This window comes from Luteibacter sp. P1_D3, from assembly GCF_056406135.1.
The window spans coordinates 47,709-62,531 of record NZ_JBFUAT010000026.1; the positions used below are offsets into that span (position 1 = coordinate 47,709).

The window sequence follows — 14,823 nt, forward strand, 5'->3', positions numbered from 1 at the left end:
TCGGTTGTTGCAATTGGGCTGGCGGACCCCATGCTATTCTTCGCCGGCCGGTTTCCCTTGGGAAACCAGCCTCCACAGCGTCTTCAGGGCGGGGCGAAACTCCCCACCGGCGGTAGGTTTCCGCGAGGAAACGAGCCCGCGAGCGCTTCCGGTTTCGGCCGGAAGGTCAGCAGATCCGGTCCGACGCCGGAGCCGACGGTCACAGTCCGGATGAAAGAAGACGGCGATCGCACGTTCCCCCGGGGACGCTCGACGCCATGCGCCTTGGGGCGTTTTTCGCTCATTACCGCGGGAAACGTTTCATGAAAAACCAGATCGCCATCGTGCTCTCCCTGCAGGGAGGCCACTGATATGTTCACCGGCATCATCCAGGCCGTCGGCCGCATCGCGCGGCTGGAACCGCGTGGTGGCGACGTGCGCCTCGTCGTCGATACCGCCGCACTCGACATGGCCGATGTGGCCCTGGGCGACAGCATTTCGGTCTCCGGCGTCTGCCTGACCGTGATCGACTTCGACGCGACGAGCTTCGCCGCCGACGTCTCCAATGAAACCCTCGCCCACACCACGCTCGGCAAGCACAAGGCCGGCGACACCGTGAACCTGGAAAAGGCGCTACGCCTGGCCGACCGCCTCGGTGGCCATCTGGTTTCCGGCCATGTGGACGGGGCGGGCAAGGTCGTCTCCGTCGTTCCCGACGGCCGCTCGCTGCGCTGGACCTTCGAGGTGCCCAGTGACATCGCGCGCTACATCGCTCACAAGGGCTCGGTCTGCATCGACGGCACCAGCCTCACGGTGAACGAAGTGAACGGCAATCGCTTCGGCGTGAACCTCATTCCCCATACGGTGGAACACACGACGTTCGCCGCGCGTCGCGCCGGCGACGGCGTGAACATCGAAGTGGACGTGGTCGCCCGCTACATCGAACGCCTGCTTTCCGCTGGTGACACCCCGCGCCTCGACGAGGCCTTCCTGAAGCAACACGGCTTCGTCTGACCCGGACCTCCCATGCCTTTCAATACGATTCCCGAGATCCTCGAAGACTTCCGCCAGGGCCGCATGGTCGTCATCCTCGATGACGAAGACCGTGAAAACGAGGGCGATATCGTCATGGCCGCCGAGAAGGTGCGCCCCGAGGACGTCAACTTCATGGTCCGCGAGGCTCGTGGCCTGCTGTGCCTGACGCTCACCGAGAAACATACGCGACAGCTCGGCCTCAAGCCGATGGTCAGCGATAACAACTCGCCGTACCACACCAACTTCACCGTCTCGATCGAGGCCGCCGAGGGCGTGACCACGGGCATCTCCGCCCACGACCGCGCGCGCACCATCCAGGTCGCCGCTGCCGCGGATGCGAAGCCCGCCGACATCACCATGCCGGGGCACATTTTCCCGCTGACGGCACAGGCCGGTGGCGTCCTCAGCCGGGCCGGGCACACGGAAGCCGGTTGCGACCTGGCCAGCCTGGCGGGCATGCAACCCGCGTCGGTGCTGATCGAGATCCTGCACGACGACGGCTCGATGGCACGTCGTCCGGAGCTGGAGATCTTCGCCGCGAAGCACGGCCTGAAGATCGGCACGATCGCGGACCTCATCCGCTATCGCCTCGAAACCGAGAAGACGATCGAGCGGGTGCACGAAGAAGACGTGGACACCGAGTTCGGACCGTTCCGGCTGGTCGCCTATCGCGACGGCATCCGTCGCGGCCTGCACTTCGCCCTCGTTCGTGGCGATGTTGCCAACGGCGAGCCGGTGCTTACCCGGGTGCATGTGCGCAACACGCTTTCGGACGTCCTCCATCTCAAGCGCGACGATCTCGGCCAGACCGTCACCGAGGCATTGCGCAAGATCGACGCCGAACAGCGTGGCGTACTGGTGGTGCTTTCCGGCGAAGATACGCCGGACGCCCTGCTGGCGCGTCTGAGGCGTGACGTGGCACCGATGCCAGCACCGAAGGACGACCAGGAATGGCGCCAGACCGGTCTCGGTGCGCAGATCCTCGCCGACCTGGGTGTGAGACGACTACGCGTCATCGGCACCCCGCGTAAGCTGGTCGGCATCGCGGGCTTCGGTCTGGAAGTGGTGGAGCAAGCTGGTTGATGACCCCGACATACGATATTCGCCTGATCGCTCCTTCCGGTTACCCGCACAACCCCGAAGCCATGGCTCGCGGCATCGCGCGACTGGAAGAGGCTGGCCACACGGTGCAGGGCAAGGACGTCCTCGAGCGCCGCCAGCTTCGTTTCGCGGGCAGCGATGCCGAACGCGCTGCGGACATCAATGCGCTGGCCGATGCGTCGAAGCCCTTGCCCGATGTGGCCCTGGCCATTCGGGGTGGCTACGGCGCGCATCCCTTATTGCCCCTGCTCGATTACGAAGGGCTGCGCGACCGCCTCGGCGAGGCGCCGCTCGCCCTTGTCGGGCACAGTGACTTCACGGCCCTGCAGTGCGCGCTCTTCGCCCGGAGTGGTCTGGTAACCCTGGGTGGACCGATGCTGGGCGCGGATTTCGGTGCGCCCGAACTCGACGCACAGACCTGGTCCCACTTCTGGGACACGCTGGCCGCCGACGAAGGCCGCGCCACCTGGACCACGCCGGACGCCGTCGACCTGGATGTCGAAGGCACGGTGTGGGGTGGCAACCTGGCCATGCTTACCAGCCTCATCGGTTCGCCGTTTTTCCCCGGGATCGACGGTGGGATCCTCTTCGTCGAGGACATCGCCGAGCCGGCCTACCGGGTCGAGCGCATGCTCTACCATCTGGTCCACGCCGGCGTGCTGGCCCGGCAGAAGGCCCTGGTCATCGGCGATTTCACCAGCTACCGGACCACCGAGTACGACAACGGCTACGACCTTGACGCGACCTTCGAACGGATCGCCGCCGTGGCCGGCATCCCGATCGTCCGTGGCCTGCCGTTTGGGCACGACGCGGCCAAGTTCACCCTGCCTTTTGGTGCCCCGGGACGGCTCGCTGTCGCCGGCGGAACCGCCGTACTTACCTTCAGCGGCCACCCCAGGCCGAAAACCCCGTAAAATAACCGGCCGCCAGCGGCCCGCCCGCCACAGGACTACCCATGAAGATCATCGAAGGCGATTTCGCCACCCCCAAGGGCCGTTTCGCCATCGTTGCCGGCCGTTTCAACGCATTCGTCGTCGAACCCCTGGTCGAGGGCGCGCGTGACGCGCTGGTTCGCCACGGTGTGAAAGAAGACGCGATCGACCTGATCCGCGTGCCCGGCGCGTTCGAAATCCCGCAGGCCGCCTATAAGATCGCCGGTTCCGGCAAGTACGCCGCCGTGCTTGGCCTGGGCGCGGTCATCCGCGGCTCGACCCCGCATTTCGACTACGTGGCCGGTGAAGCTGCCAAGGGTCTCGGCCAGGCCGCCTACGCCTCGGGCGTGCCGGTGTCGTTCGGCGTCCTCACGACCGACAGCATCGAGCAGGCCATCGAGCGCGCCGGTACCAAGGCCGGCAACAAGGGCGTGGATGCGGCCATGGTCGCGATCGAGATGGTCAACCTCTACGCGAAGCTCGATCAATGAACAACACACCCCCGCACGGCATCGACCTCGCCGCCCGTTCGCGCGCGCGTCGCCGCGCGCTGCAGGCGCTGTACGCCTGGCAGATCGGCGGCAGCAAGATGGGTAACGTCATCGAGCAGTTCCGTCACGAGCAGGACATGGTCGTCGCCGACCTCGAATACTTCGAGGACATCCTGCGCGGCGTGGAAAAGCACGTGAAGGAACTCGACGACGGGATCAAGCCGTTCGTCGATCGCGAAGTGTCACAGATCGACCCCATCGAGCTGTCGGCCCTGCGCATGGGTGCCTACGAGCTGAAGTATCGCCCGGACGTGCCGTATCGCGTGGTCATCAACGAAGCCGTCGAGGCCACCAAGCGCTTCGGTGCGGACCATGGCCACAGCTATGTGAACGGGGTCCTGGACAAACTCGCGACACATTGGCGTACGGCCGAGAAGCGATCCTGATCATGCCGCGAATCCTCGCGGGCTAAGGAAGCTGCATGGAATTCGACCTGATCGATCGCATCCGCCGGCATACGGACGTTCACCGCGACGACGTACTGACCGGCATCGGTGACGATGCCGCCGTGGTCGCCGTCCCGGCCGGTCGCGAACTGGCGGTTGCCGTGGACACCCTCGTCGAAGGTGTCCATTTCCCCGTCGGGACTGCCGCCGCCGATATCGGCTGGAAGGCGCTCGCGGTGAACCTCTCCGACCTTGCCGCCATGGGTGCGACGCCGGCCTGGGCGTTGCTGGCGCTCACGCTGCCCGATAGCGACGAAGCCTTCGTCGACGGCCTCGCACGCGGGTTCGCCGAACTGGCGACACCGCTGCGCCTTGCCCTCATCGGCGGCGACACCACGCGTGGCCCGCTGACCGTCACGGTGGTCGTGCATGGCTTCACCGCGCCGGGGGACGCGCTGCTGCGCTCCGGCGCGCGCGTGGGCGATGCGATCATGGTCACCGGCACGCTCGGTGACGCGGCCGCTGGCCTTCGTTGCCTCGCCGAGGCGGATGCCTCGCCCTATGCGGCACTCATCGAGCGACTCAATCGCCCGACCCCACGCGTTGCCGCTGGCAACGGTCTGCGTGGCATCGCCACGGCGTGCATCGACGTCTCCGACGGGCTCGTCGCCGACCTCGGGCACATCTGCAAGGCCAGTGGTGTCGGTGCGGAAATCGATGCCGCGATGCTGCCACGCTCGTCTGCGTTGCTCACGCATTTCGAAGACGCCGACACCCTCGATTTCGCACTGTCCGGCGGTGACGACTACGAACTCTGCTTTACCGTGCCGGCCGATCGCGCTGGCGAAGTGTCGGCGAACATGGCCCGGCTTGGCGGCGGTGCGACACGCATCGGGCGCATCGTGGAAGGGGCCGGCGTGCGCGTGCTCGGCCTTGACGGTGCGGAGATGGTGCTGTCGCGTGCCGGCTGGAACCACTTCGTCGCATGAGCACGAAGTACGTCCTCGATCCCGCCGACCGCCGTCGCCTGATGGCATCGCCTGCCGGGTGGATCGCCTGCGGTTTCGGATCGGGCTTCGCGCCGAAGGCGCAGGGGACGTTCGGATCGCTTGCCGCCATCGTGCCGTGGTTGCTTCTGCGCGGCCTTTCCGAACCCGCGTGGATCGGTGTCATCGTGGTCGCCTTCGTGATCGGTGTATGGGCGTGTCACGTGGCCGGGCGCATCCTTGGCGTCGACGATCACCGCAGCCTGGTATGGGACGAATTCGTCGGGCTCTGGATCGCGCTCCTGCCCGCGCTGGTTGCACCGTGGTGGGCCGTCATCCTCGGCTTTGCCCTGTTTCGTCTTTTCGACGTGTGGAAGCCCTGGCCGATCGCGTGGTTCGACCGACGCGTGAAGGGTGGCTTCGGCGTCATGCTCGACGATGTGATCGCCGGTCTGTTCGCCGGCATCGTTCTTTATCTGGTCCTGTTGCTCGTTCGCTAAGGAATCGCCATGGAATACCGTCGCCTGGGTTCAACCGGCCTGAAGATCTCCGCCCTCTCGTACGGCGCCTGGGTCACCTTCGGACGACAGGTCGGCCGCTCCGAAGCGCGTGACCTGATCGCACTGGCCTACGACAACGGCGTGAACTTCTTCGACAACGCCGAGACGTACAACGCGGGCGACGCGGAGCGCCTGATGGGCGACGTGATCGCCGACTTGCGCCTGCCGCGCGACGCGTACTGCGTGTCGAGCAAGGTGTATTTCGGTGCCGTTACCGATCCGAAGCCGACGCAGCGTGGCCTTTCACGCAAGCATGTGTTCGATGCCTGCCACCAGGCACTCGAGCGTCTTCGGGTCGACTACCTGGACATGTACTTCTGTCACCGGCCCGATCCGGATACACCGGTACTGGAAACCGTGTGGGCGATGGATACGCTGATTCGCCAGGGCAAGGTGCTCTACTGGGGCACGAGCGAATGGCCGGCTGAGCTCATCGCCGAAGCGCATCGTGTCGCACGCGAAAATCATCTCATCGCGCCATCGATGGAGCAGCCGCAGTACAACCTGCTGCATCGCGAGCGCGTCGAACGCGAGTACGCGTCGTTGTACGAGCAGTACGGCATGGGTACGACAATCTGGTCGCCGCTGGCGTCGGGTCTGCTCACCGGCAAGTACAACGACGGCGTGCCCGGCGATTCGCGACTCGGACAGCCCGGCAACGCGTGGTTGCGCGATGCGCTGCTCGAAGACGATGGAGCGAAGCTGAAGGCGGTGCGTGCGTTGGCGCCGATTGCAGCGGACCTCGGGCTGCCGATGGCTCGCTTCTCACTGGCGTGGTGCCTGAAGAATCCGCATGTTTCGACCGTTATCCTCGGAGCGAGCAAGACGGCGCAGCTGGAAGAAAACCTGAAGGCGCTCGATGCGGTCGCGTTGTTCGACGATGCCGTGATGCACCGGATCGACAGCGCGTTGTCAGGCGCCTGACCCCGCTCTTGTGGGAGCCGATTCATCGGCGATCCCGCGACAGCGGGCCAAGTTACGGCGAGCACCCATCGCCGATGAATCGGCTCCCACAAATTTTCTAGATATCGCCGTAGAGGGCCTGTAGCGCCGCGATCGCGGCGAGGCCGGCAGTTTCGGTGCGCAGGATGCGCGGTCCCAGCTTCAGTCCGATGAAACCAGCGGCATCCAGTGCCGTGCGATCGCGCTCGCCGAAGCCACCTTCCGGACCGATGGCGAGGATGGCGGCGCCGCTCAGCTGAAGTTCGCTCGGACGCTTCGCGCCTTCAGGCAGCAAGGCCAGTCGCATGGGGCCGCCTTCGCCCAGTGAACCAAGCCACGCCGCCAGCGGCTGGGCCGCCTCGACCACCGGCACGCGCGCTCGGCCCGATTGCTCGCAGGCGCTCGATGCCACAGCGCGCCAGTGAGCGAGTCGCTTTTCGCTGCGGGCAGCGTCCAGCTTCACTTCCGACCGCTCGGTGAGCACCGGAACGATGCGGGCGATGCCGAGCTCGGTCGCCTTCTGCACGATCAGGTCCATCTTCTCGCCGCGGGCCACGCCCTGGACGAGGGTGAGCGACAGGGGCGACTCGTTGGCGACGACACGGCCTTCGCCGACCGAAGCGACCACCTCGCGCTTGCCGACCGAGGCCAGGGTCGCATCGAATTCCATGCCGTCGTCGCCGGCAAACAGCACCACGGGCGCGCCGACCTCCATGCGCAGCACGCGGGCCACGTGTTCGCCGGCCTGGGCGGGCAGGGCGACCTCACGGCCGCTGGCCAGCGGCATGTCGACGTGGATGCGGATGGTTCGCATGAATGAGCCTTGTGTCACGGAACGTCCATTGTAGCGAGCGGCGCGGCTCGCTATCGTCGGGCCTTCACGACGGAGCCCGTGCATGCCGATCGCCTGGTACTTCGATTTCGTTTCCATGTTCAGCTGGCTGCAGTGGCCGGCGGTGCGCGAGCTGTGCAAGACCCATGACGTGTCGCTACGGCCGATCCTGTTCGGTGCCCTGCTCAAGCAGATGGAGCAGCGCGGCCCGGCGGAAATCGATGGCAAGCGCGAGTTCACTTACCGCTATGCCCTGTGGCGGGCGCGCCAGGCCAATGTGCCGTTGAGGTTTCCGCCGACCCATCCCTTCAATCCGCTGCCGGCCCTGCGGCTGTGCGTCGCGGCGGGCGGCACCGTCGAAGCGGTTGGTGCGATCTTCGAATGGATCTGGGCCCACGGACGCGCGGCGGATACCGCGGAGGCCCTGGCACCCCTGGCGGCCTCGTTGGGGATCGCCGATGTGCGTGCCGCGTTGGCGGCGCCCGAGGTCAAGGCCTCGCTGCAGGCCAACTTCGAGCTGGCCATGCAGCAGCGGGTGTTCGGCGTGCCGACGCTGGCCATCGGCAGCGAATTGTTCTGGGGTGCGGACGCCCACGATTTCGCCATGGACTTCCTCGCTCATCCCGATCTGTTCGACGACCCGGAGATGGCCCGGCTGGGCGATCTCCCGGTGGGGCTGTCGCGTATCTAGCGCACGGCTTTTTCGATGCCGGCGATGGCCGTGTCGACCATGAAGTCGATCTCGCTCTCGGTGATCACGTAAGGCGGCATGAAGTACACGATGTTGCCGAGCGGCCGCAGCAACGCGCCGTGCTCGAGACCATGACGATACACGCGCAGGCCACGCCGGTCGGCGGCAGGGAAGGGCGCGCGGGTCTTCTTGTCGGCGACCAGTTCGATGGCCGCGATCATCCCGGTCTGGCGGACGTCGGCGACATGCGGATGATCGACCAACGAGGCGATTCGCTTCGCCATATGCGTGGCGAGCACGCGGTTGCGCTCAAGCACGGGGTCATCGCGGAAGATCTTCATCGTGGCGGTGGCGGCACGGCAGGCCAGCGGATTGCCGGTGTAGCTGTGCGAGTGCAGGAAGGCCTTGCCCGCCGCGTATTCGGCGTAGAAGGCCTGGTAGACATCGTTCGTGGTGACGACAGCGGAGAGTGCCATGAAGCCACCGGTCAGTCCCTTGGACAGGCACATGAAGTCCGGGGAGATACCTGCCTGTTCGCAGGCGAACAAGGTGCCGGTGCGGCCGAAGCCCACGGCGATTTCGTCGGCAATGAAATGCACCTGGAACTCGTCGCAGAGCGCGCGCAGCCCGGTGAGGTACGACGCGTCGTACATGCGCATGCCGCCGGCGCATTGCACCAGGGGCTCGACGATCACCGCGCAGGTTTCGTGCGCGTGCCGTTCGAGCAGGGCGCGCATCTCGCCAAGGCGCCGTGTCGCGATTTCTTTCGGTGTTTCGCCCGGCTCGCCTTCGTAGGCGTCGGGCGAGGGCGCCAGTTCCGGCGTCAGCAACAGGGGCGCATACGTCTTGCGGTAGAGCGCGACATCGCTGACCGAGAGCGCACCCAACGTCTCGCCGTGGTAGCTGCCGGTGAGCGCGATGAAGCGGGTCTTCTCGCCATGGCCCTGGTTGAGCCAGTAGTGGAAGCTCATCTTCAACGCCACTTCGATCGCGGCCGAGCCGTTGTCGGCCAGGAAGACGCGGTCGAGACCCTTCGGGGTGATCCGGACCAGCTCCTCGGCGAGTTCTACCGCCGGTTCATGCGTGAAGCCCGCGAAGATCACGTGCTCGAGGCGGTCGAGCTGGTCTTTCAGGGCGGCGCCGATGCGCGGCTCCGCATGCCCGAACAGGTTGGTCCACCAGGAACTGACGGCGTCGAGATAGCGTTTGCCATCCGCGCCGATCAGCCATGCCCCTTCGCCGCGTACCACGGGTACCATGGGCAGGGTTTCGTGGTCGTGCATCTGGGTGCACGGGTGCCAGAGGACGGATCGGTCGCGCGCGACGAGCGTGTCGGCTGCCGGTGGAGCGAAAAGGGCATCGGTCATCCGCCCATGATCTCCCCCTGCCGTCCGGTCCTCAAGTCGCAGGTGAGGTGATCGTTTGAAGTGGTTCCGTCGGATCGGCCTGGTCGTCGTCCTGCTGGCGTTCGCCGCCGGCCTGTTCTACTGGTTCATGCCCGCCGGCGTGGCCGCATCCCTCCTGGCCCGCCGGGCGCACGGCTTCGTGCTCGGCGACGTCTCCGGCACCGTCTGGAACGGCCGGGCCGGCAAGGTCACCACCATTGACGGACGCGAGCTCGGCGCCCTGACCTGGCATCTGGGGCGCGACGTGATCCTCGGACGCACCCATCTGGATCTGAACCTGGACGGTCGGGCGGGCCGCTTCCAGGGCCACCTGGAACGCCCCGACGCCGATCACTCGATCTGGACTGGCATCGATTTCCGCCTGGACGTTGCCGCGCTGACCGGTCCGGCGCTGCCACCGGAGCTCATTCCCGTCGGCGTCATCGAAGGCAAGGTGCCGCGCGCCGAACTGCAGGGTAACTGGCCCGTCGCGCTGGACGCGGACGTGCTCTGGCGCGCCGCCGCGGTGAAGACCCCCGAAGGGCACATTGCCCTGGGCGGCATCGCGCTGAAGGCGACCAGCCAGGGCGGGATCCTGCGAGCAAACCTCGCCGATGACGGCCAGGGCTCGCTCATGGTGCGCGCGGCGCTCGCCGCGACCCCGCTTGGCTGGCGACTCGATGGTCGGCTGGTGCCGCGCATCGAAGACACCGCGCTTTCCCACCTCATCGCGCGTTTCGGTCCGTTGGGCCGCGACGGCGCCGTCAATCTCCAACGCAAGGCGGGGCTCGCACCCTCGATCACGACGCCATGACCGATATCCTCGACAAGGCCCTCGCCGCCGCCCGCGATGCCGCTGGCGCCGCGGCGGAGATCATCCTGCATTACTGGCGCACCGGTGTGGACGTCATCGTCAAGGGCGACGATACCCCCGTGACCGTCGCCGATCGCGAAGCCGAAATGGCCATCCGCGGCATTCTCGCCAAGGCATTGCCCGACGCGGGTATCTACGGCGAGGAGTACGGCGCGGACGATACCTCGCGCGAGTACGTCTGGCTGGTCGACCCGCTCGACGGGACGAAGAGCTTCGTTCGCCGGACCCCGTTCTTCTCGACCCAGATCGCCCTGATGCATCGTGGTGAACTCGTCCTCGGTGTCTCTTCCGCCCCCGTCTACGGCGAGCGGATGTGGGCAGTGCGCGGACGCGGTGCCTGGCTGGACGGCGAGCCCGTTAAGGTCGCCGCGACGACATCGATGGCCGACGCCTCGATCTCTACAGGCAATGTCAAGACACTTACGGCCGATGCCCGCTGGAACACGCTCGGCGCCATGATTCGCGACAGCAACCGCATTCGCGGCTACGGCGATTTCTGTCATTACCACCTGCTCGCCCGGGGCGCACTCGACCTCGTGATCGAGTCCGACGTGAATATCCTCGACATCGCCGCACTGGCGGTCATCGTGCGTGAGGCCGGTGGTGTTTTCACCGATCTCGACGGTGCGCCCGTCGGCCTGGAAACACGCGGCGTGCTGGCCGGGACGCCGGCCATCCATGCCGCGGCGCTGGCGAGACTGACCGGGGCTACAATCGACCGATGAACAAACGTCCGAAGATCCTGGCGACACGCGACGCGCCCGACAGCCATTTCCGCCGCGTCGAAGAGGTGGACCTGGAATTTTCCAACGGCGAACGCCGTACCTACCAGCGCCTAAAAGGCGGCGGCTTCGGTGCGGTCCTGATCGTCGCCATGCGCGATCCGGAAACCGTGCTGCTCGTGCGCGAATACGGCGTCGGTGTGGATCGCTACGAACTGGGCGTGCCCAAGGGTCGACTCGATCGCGACGAAACGGCCGAGCAGGGTGCCGACCGCGAACTGAAGGAAGAGGTGGGCTTCGGTGCGCGCAAGCTGAAGATCCTCGGCACGCTCTCGCTGTCCCCGTCGTACATGACCCACCTGGGTTACGTCGTACTCGCCGAGGATCTGTACCCCGAGCGCCTGCAAGGCGACGAGCCCGAGGAACTGGAAGTGGTGCCCTGGCGGATGGATGCGCTGCATGAGCTGCTGGCCCGCGACGATGTCACGGAAGGGCGATCCATCGCCGCACTCTTCATGGCCCGCGAGTACCTCGCCGGTCGCTACAAGCCATCGTGACCGCCGCGCCCTGCGCCCGTTGGCTCGACCCCGTCTGCGCCATCGCGCAGCGCGCGGCCGAAGCGATCCTCGCTGTCTACGCGCAGGATTTCGAGGTCATCTGCAAGGACGACAACTCGCCGGTCACCGCCGCCGATCTCGCGGCGCAACGCGTGATCGAAGAGGGCCTGCGCGAACTTGCTCCTGGCGTGCCGGTGATTTCCGAAGAGGCGCTGGCGGCACCGTGGTCCGAGCGCCGTACCTGGCGCCGCTACTGGCTGGTCGATCCGCTCGATGGCACGCGCGAGTTCGTCAAACGCAATGGCGAGTTCAGCGTGAACATCGCGCTGATCGAGGATCATCGCTCGGTGCTCGGCGTGGTGCTCGCACCGGTCACGGGTGACCTTTACGCCGCGGCGCGGGGCTGCGGTGCGTGGCGACAGGCCTCGGCGACGGCGGAACGGATCGCGATACACACGCGGCCCGCGGGTGGCCTGCTCCGTGTGACGGGAAGCCGATCGCACACAGGTGTGCGCGCGGCGACATTGCTCGACCGCCTCGGTGAGCACGAGACCTTTGCGCTCGGCTCGTCGTTGAAGTTCTGCGTCATCGCACGTGGCGACGCCGACATCTATCTGCGCCTGGGCGCGACCTCCGAGTGGGACACGGCCGCCGCGCAGTGCGTCCTCGAGGAAGCCGGTGGCGCCGTGCTCGATCTTGCCGGTCGGCCCTTCCGATACAACACGCGTGATTCGCTGATCAATCCCGAATTCATTGCCTGCGGCGACACGTCCATCGACTGGGCGGCGCGTCTTATCGACCCGGAGGACATCGCGTGACGCGACCCGTGGACGAACTCATCGCGATCATGGCGCGTCTGCGCGATCCGGAAAACGGTTGCCCATGGGATGTGAAGCAGAGCTTCGCCACCATTGCGCCGTACACCATCGAGGAAGCCTACGAGGTTGCCGATGCGATCGATCGCAACGACATGGTCGACCTTCGCGACGAGCTGGGCGATCTCCTGTTACAGGTCGTGTTTCATTCACGCATGGCTGAAGAGGCGGGTCATTTCGCCTTCGGCGATGTGGTCGCCGGGATTTGCGACAAGATGGTGCGTCGCCATCCGCATGTCTTCGAAGACGTGACCCACGAAAACCTGGCGGCGCAGTCGCGCGACTGGGATCGGCTGAAAGCCGAGGAACGTGCGGCAAAGGGCGGCGACGACATCAGCGCGCTGGCCGGCATCTCACATGGCCTGCCGGAATGGCAGCGTGCTGTGAAGCTGCAGAAACGCGCGGCCAACGTGGGTTTCGACTGGCCCGACCATCGGCCGGTGCTTGACAAGATCGTCGAAGAAATCGAAGAAGTCAGGCACGAGTTCGAGAACGGTGCCGACGAGGAGCGGCTCGCCGACGAGATCGGCGATGTGCTCTTTGTCGCGGCGAACCTGGCGCGGCATGCAAAGGTGGATGTGTCGCGCGCGCTGCGCGGGGCGAACGCGAAGTTCGAGCGTCGGTTTCGTGCAATGGAGGCGATCGCGGCGTCGGAAGGGCGTTCGCTCGCTTCCTATTCGCTGGAAGAGCAGGAAGCGCTTTGGGTTCGCGTCAAGCGCGAGGGCGTCTGATCGTTGGCGCTGCGCGCCATCGCCGATGAATCGGCTCCTACCAAAGCGGGGAAAGGCTCTTGTAGGAGCCGATTCATCGGCGATGGGTGCTAGCGGTGGCGTGGCGCTAGCGACCTCGCACGAGAAAACGGGGCCCGAAGGCCCCGTTTCCGTTTCACGACGTACGTGACGCTTGGAACTTACTTGGCAGTGGAAGCCGGACCCGCCGCCGCACGCTGCTGCATGCGTGCCTTGAACGCTTCCATGTCCTGGTGACGCTTCTGGTCCTGGGCGAGGTTCTCGTCGAGGCTCTTGCGCAGGGTGGCGATCGCGGCGTCGGTGTTGGTCGGTTGCATCTGCGCACGAGCGAGGTGGCGGTAGGCGTAGTCGCGCACGCGCGGGTTCTGCGACTTGGCGAGAACCTCGTTGTACAGCGCGGGCAGTTCCTTGCTGCGGCCGGTCATGACGTAAAGCCGCTCGAGGCTGTGCAGGTCGCCGATGACGCCGCCTTGTTCATGGCCGCGGCCATGGCCACCCCATTCGCCGCGACCGTGCTCGCCACCGCGACCGTCGTGGTCGCCATGACCCCACTTCGGGCCACCGGCGGGGCCACCGGCCTGGGTGGAACGGGCGGCCGGAGCCGAGGGGGCTTGCGGGGCGGCATCCTGCGCGAACGCGAAGGCGGTGGAGCCGGCGAGGAGCAGGGAAGCGGCACTGGCGATCAAGGTCTTGCGTTGCATAGGTTGTCTCCCGGTTAGGTGGTGCACGGGGAAAAACGTGCCGCCTCGCCGCCGGTTGACCGGTTCGTTGCCTGCCGGTCAGCTTCGTGTGAAGAAATGAGAACGTTGCAACCCTTTCCGGGTGGCCGGCATCCATCACCGGTACACCGAATCACTAACGGAGCAAAATCATGCGCCACCTGATCCTCGCCGCCCTCCTTCTGGCGCCGGCCGCCGCCATGGCCGACAGCAGCGACTGCAAGTTCCACGCGGACCGTAATCTCGACCTCGATCTCTCCGGCGTGCGCAGCGTGACTTTCGTGACCAATGCCTACGACCTTCATGTGGAAGGGGGTGCCGCGGCGGGTAAGGGCACCGTGCGTGGCAAGGCGTGCGCGTCCAGCCAGGATGTCCTGGACAGCCTCGTCGTCACCCAGCGGCGCGACGGCGACACCTTGCTGGTCGAACTGACCAGCGACCGCCACGGCGGCTGGGGTTTCGGTTCCCATTACAGCGACCTCAAGGTCGACGCGGCCGTGCCTTCGTCTATCCCGGTGAAGATCAACGTCGGTTCGGGCGATGCGAAAGCCCGTGGGATCGCTTCGCTGGAATCGACCGTGGGCTCCGGCGAGCTCGAGGCCCGCGAGATCAAGGGCGCCGTCAGCACGACGGTGGGCTCGGGCGAAGCGACCTTCGAAAACACCGGCGCGGTCGATGTCAGCACGGTCGGCTCCGGTTCGCTCTCGGCGTCGGGGATCCATGGCGGCGTGCGCATCGCCACGGTCGGCTCCGGCGAAGCGAAGCTGCGTGACGTCACGGGTGATGTGAGCGTCGGCACGGTCGGCTCAGGCGAGATCGATGTCGACGGCGTCAAGGGCAACCTCACGGTCAACACCAAGGGCAGCGGCGACGTCTCGCAGCGTGGCGTCACCGGCAAGGTCGACGTGCCCCGCGATCGCTGAGGCGAGAGCGCCGTCGTTCCGCCG

The 14,823-nt window shown here is 66.3% G+C and carries 18 protein-coding genes and 1 riboswitch; of the genes, 15 read left to right on the forward strand and 3 right to left on the reverse strand.

From position 1 onward, the window contains the following. The first annotated feature begins 75 nt into the window (after positions 1-75). A riboswitch (FMN riboswitch) is annotated at positions 76-226 on the forward strand. A 125-nt stretch (positions 227-351) separates the two neighbouring features. From AC1DYM_RS16360 to AC1DYM_RS16395, 8 genes are read left to right on the forward strand one after another with little or no spacing between them, the layout of a single operon-like run. Further along, positions 352-993 (forward strand): riboflavin synthase, encoded by a 642-nt coding sequence (locus AC1DYM_RS16360; RefSeq protein ID WP_477340081.1) that lies wholly within the window; start codon positions 352-354, stop codon positions 991-993. A 12-nt stretch (positions 994-1,005) separates the two neighbouring features. Next, positions 1,006-2,097 carry a 3,4-dihydroxy-2-butanone-4-phosphate synthase gene (gene ribB, locus AC1DYM_RS16365; RefSeq protein WP_477340083.1) on the forward strand — a complete coding sequence of 364 codons (1,092 nt, stop codon included), beginning with the start codon at positions 1,006-1,008 and terminating at the stop codon, positions 2,095-2,097. Then, positions 2,097-3,029 (forward strand): muramoyltetrapeptide carboxypeptidase, encoded by a 933-nt coding sequence (ldcA, locus tag AC1DYM_RS16370; protein ID WP_477340085.1) that lies wholly within the window; start codon positions 2,097-2,099, stop codon positions 3,027-3,029. Before ribB ends, ldcA begins: the two co-directional genes overlap by 1 nt. 41 nt (positions 3,030-3,070) lie before the next feature. Then, positions 3,071-3,538: a 6,7-dimethyl-8-ribityllumazine synthase gene (ribH, locus tag AC1DYM_RS16375; RefSeq protein ID WP_477340087.1), complete on the forward strand. Its 468-nt coding sequence runs from the start codon at positions 3,071-3,073 to the stop codon at positions 3,536-3,538. Then, positions 3,535-3,984 (forward strand): transcription antitermination factor NusB, encoded by a 450-nt coding sequence (nusB, locus tag AC1DYM_RS16380; protein WP_046969465.1) that lies wholly within the window; start codon positions 3,535-3,537, stop codon positions 3,982-3,984. The genes ribH and nusB overlap by 4 nt, the downstream gene beginning before the upstream one ends. A 35-nt stretch (positions 3,985-4,019) precedes the next feature. Continuing rightward, the gene (thiL, locus tag AC1DYM_RS16385) at positions 4,020-4,973 is read left to right on the forward strand and encodes a thiamine-phosphate kinase (RefSeq protein WP_477340089.1); all 954 of its coding nucleotides are present in this window, start codon (positions 4,020-4,022) and stop codon (positions 4,971-4,973) included. Continuing rightward, the gene (locus tag AC1DYM_RS16390; RefSeq protein WP_477340091.1) at positions 4,970-5,470 is read left to right on the forward strand and encodes a phosphatidylglycerophosphatase A family protein; all 501 of its coding nucleotides are present in this window, start codon (positions 4,970-4,972) and stop codon (positions 5,468-5,470) included. The genes thiL and AC1DYM_RS16390 overlap by 4 nt, the downstream gene beginning before the upstream one ends. Before the next feature lie 9 nt (positions 5,471-5,479). Continuing rightward, entirely contained in the window at positions 5,480-6,454 is a 975-nt protein-coding gene (locus AC1DYM_RS16395; protein ID WP_477340093.1) for a potassium channel beta subunit family protein, read from the forward strand. A 97-nt stretch (positions 6,455-6,551) separates the two neighbouring features. On the opposite strand, the gene AC1DYM_RS16400 is transcribed toward AC1DYM_RS16395, so the two are convergent. Next, entirely contained in the window at positions 6,552-7,286 is a 735-nt protein-coding gene (locus AC1DYM_RS16400) for a 16S rRNA (uracil(1498)-N(3))-methyltransferase (protein WP_477340095.1), read from the reverse strand. Between the two features lie 82 nt (positions 7,287-7,368). Here AC1DYM_RS16400 and AC1DYM_RS16405 point away from each other — a divergent pair, with 82 nt between their 5' ends. After that, positions 7,369-7,995: a DsbA family protein gene (locus AC1DYM_RS16405; protein ID WP_477340097.1), complete on the forward strand. Its 627-nt coding sequence runs from the start codon at positions 7,369-7,371 to the stop codon at positions 7,993-7,995. On the opposite strand, the gene AC1DYM_RS16410 is transcribed toward AC1DYM_RS16405, so the two are convergent. Continuing rightward, the gene (locus AC1DYM_RS16410) at positions 7,992-9,362 is read right to left on the reverse strand and encodes an adenosylmethionine--8-amino-7-oxononanoate transaminase (protein WP_477340099.1); all 1,371 of its coding nucleotides are present in this window, start codon (positions 9,360-9,362) and stop codon (positions 7,992-7,994) included. The two genes, AC1DYM_RS16405 and AC1DYM_RS16410, sit on opposite strands and share 4 nt — an antisense overlap. A 55-nt stretch (positions 9,363-9,417) precedes the next feature. Between AC1DYM_RS16410 and gspN the strand changes: the two genes are divergently transcribed. Genes gspN through mazG form a run of 5 tightly spaced genes read left to right on the forward strand, consistent with a single transcriptional unit; the run spans position 9,418 to position 13,139 of the window. After that, entirely contained in the window at positions 9,418-10,194 is a 777-nt protein-coding gene (gspN, locus tag AC1DYM_RS16415) for a type II secretion system protein N (protein ID WP_477340101.1), read from the forward strand. Beyond that, entirely contained in the window at positions 10,191-10,979 is a 789-nt protein-coding gene (locus AC1DYM_RS16420) for an inositol monophosphatase family protein (RefSeq protein WP_477340105.1), read from the forward strand. The genes gspN and AC1DYM_RS16420 overlap by 4 nt, the downstream gene beginning before the upstream one ends. Then, positions 10,976-11,533 (forward strand): ADP compounds hydrolase NudE, encoded by a 558-nt coding sequence (gene nudE / locus AC1DYM_RS16425; protein ID WP_477340106.1) that lies wholly within the window; start codon positions 10,976-10,978, stop codon positions 11,531-11,533. The genes AC1DYM_RS16420 and nudE overlap by 4 nt, the downstream gene beginning before the upstream one ends. Next, positions 11,530-12,351, forward strand: a complete 822-nt coding sequence (gene cysQ, locus AC1DYM_RS16430) for a 3'(2'),5'-bisphosphate nucleotidase CysQ (protein ID WP_477340108.1) — start codon at positions 11,530-11,532, stop codon at positions 12,349-12,351. The genes nudE and cysQ overlap by 4 nt, the downstream gene beginning before the upstream one ends. Beyond that, positions 12,348-13,139, forward strand: coding sequence for a nucleoside triphosphate pyrophosphohydrolase (gene mazG / locus AC1DYM_RS16435; RefSeq protein WP_477340110.1), 792 nt, complete (start codon positions 12,348-12,350; stop codon positions 13,137-13,139). The genes cysQ and mazG overlap by 4 nt, the downstream gene beginning before the upstream one ends. Before the next feature lie 179 nt (positions 13,140-13,318). Here the strand turns inward: mazG and AC1DYM_RS16440 are convergent, their stop codons facing one another. Further along, complete coding sequence (locus tag AC1DYM_RS16440; RefSeq protein WP_477340112.1) at positions 13,319-13,858, reverse strand: hypothetical protein; 540 nt, start codon at positions 13,856-13,858, stop codon at positions 13,319-13,321. A gap of 170 nt (positions 13,859-14,028) precedes the next feature. Here AC1DYM_RS16440 and AC1DYM_RS16445 point away from each other — a divergent pair, with 170 nt between their 5' ends. Next, positions 14,029-14,799 carry a head GIN domain-containing protein gene (locus AC1DYM_RS16445; protein ID WP_477340114.1) on the forward strand — a complete coding sequence of 257 codons (771 nt, stop codon included), beginning with the start codon at positions 14,029-14,031 and terminating at the stop codon, positions 14,797-14,799. The last annotated feature ends 24 nt before the right edge of the window (positions 14,800-14,823 follow it).